The sequence below is a fragment of the Trujillonella humicola genome (assembly GCF_046233715.1).
Lineage (GTDB): Bacteria > Actinomycetota > Actinomycetes > Mycobacteriales > Geodermatophilaceae > Trujillonella > Trujillonella humicola.
On the sequence record NZ_JBJNRJ010000125.1, the window covers coordinates 1 to 1,330 of the forward strand.

Consider the following 1,330-nt stretch of genomic DNA (forward strand, 5'->3'; position numbering starts at 1 on the left):
CGCCTGACAGTGAGGATGTGGGCGAGCCCCGCAGCGGTCGTTCCTGACCCTTCGCCTGACTGACCTCGGGTCTTCAACGGGATCTGTCGGTTCGGTCCGCTGCGGGGCTCGCTGCACTCACCAGACGTGGCGGTGTGACCTCATAGGAGCCTGTGCCAGCAGGCACCCATCACTGTCTTGTCCGCTCGCCCGGCGGTGCGTGCCGCCCTGTCGGTTGCGAACGAGGAGGACGACGATGACCACCATCGCACCAGAGACGATCACGGGCCAGGACCAGGTGGCCGGCGGCGTGGACACCCACTCCGACACCCACACCGCCGCCGCGGTCGACACCGCCGGACGGATGCTCGGACACCGCCAGTTTCCGGCGACCGCGGCCGGCTACCGGCAGCTGCTGGCCTGGCTGCGCGGCTTCGGCACGCTGCTGGTCGTCGGGATCGAGGGGACCGGGGTCTACGGCGCCGGCCTGGCCCGCCACCTGGCCGCCGAGGGCGTACCGATGCTCGAGGTCGACCGGCCCGACCGCAAGACCCGCCGGTTCGCCGGCAAGTCCGACCCGCTGGATGCCGAGGACGCCGCCCGCACCGCGCTGGCCCGCCGGCGCACCGGTGTCCCCAAGCAGCGCGACGGCCGCGTAGAGGCGCGGGTGGCCCGCCGCAGCGCGATCGACCAGCGCGCGGACTGCCAGCGGCGGATCAAGGCGCTGATCATCACAGCCCCCGAGGCGCTACGCGCCCAGCTGCGCGGCCTCAAGGGCGTCACGCTGATCGGCACCTGCGCCGCCCTGCGCCCGGACCCGGCACGCATCGGCGAGCCCGAGCAGGCGGCCAAGACCGCGCTGCGCGCCCTGGCCCGCCGCCATCAGGCGCTCACCGAGGAGCTCGACGACCTCGACGCGCTCATCGGTCCACTGGTCACCGCGATCAACCCCGACCTCATGGCGCGCACCGGCGTCGGCGCCGACGTCGCCGGGCAGCTGCTGGTCACCGCCGGGGAGAACACCGACCGGCTGCACTCCGAACCGGCCTTCGCCATGCTCTGCGGCGCCGCCCCGATCCCGGCTTCCTCGGGCAAGACCCACCGCCACCGGCTCAACCGCGGCGGCGACCGGCAGGCCAACGCCGCCCTCTACCGCGTCGTGCTCTGCCGCATGCGCTGGGACCCGCGCACCCGCGCCTACGTCGACCGGCGCACCACCGAAGGCCTGTCCAAGAAGGACATCATCCGCTGCCTCAAGCGCATGATCGCCCGCGAGCTCTACTACGTCCTCCGCCCCGCCCAACCTGCCAAGAACCTCGCCCCGGCGGCTTGACGATCCATAGGAGCATCC

Annotated in this window: 1 protein-coding gene; it reads left to right on the forward strand. The window is 72.9% G+C overall.

Features of this window, described 5'->3' with window-relative positions; translation table 11 throughout:
• Nucleotides 1-235 precede the first annotated feature (235 nt).
• Nucleotides 236-1,312, forward strand: coding sequence for an IS110 family RNA-guided transposase (locus tag ACK586_RS25365; RefSeq protein ID WP_409333309.1), 1,077 nt, complete (start codon nucleotides 236-238; stop codon nucleotides 1,310-1,312).
• Nucleotides 1,313-1,330: the final 18 nt, after the last annotated feature.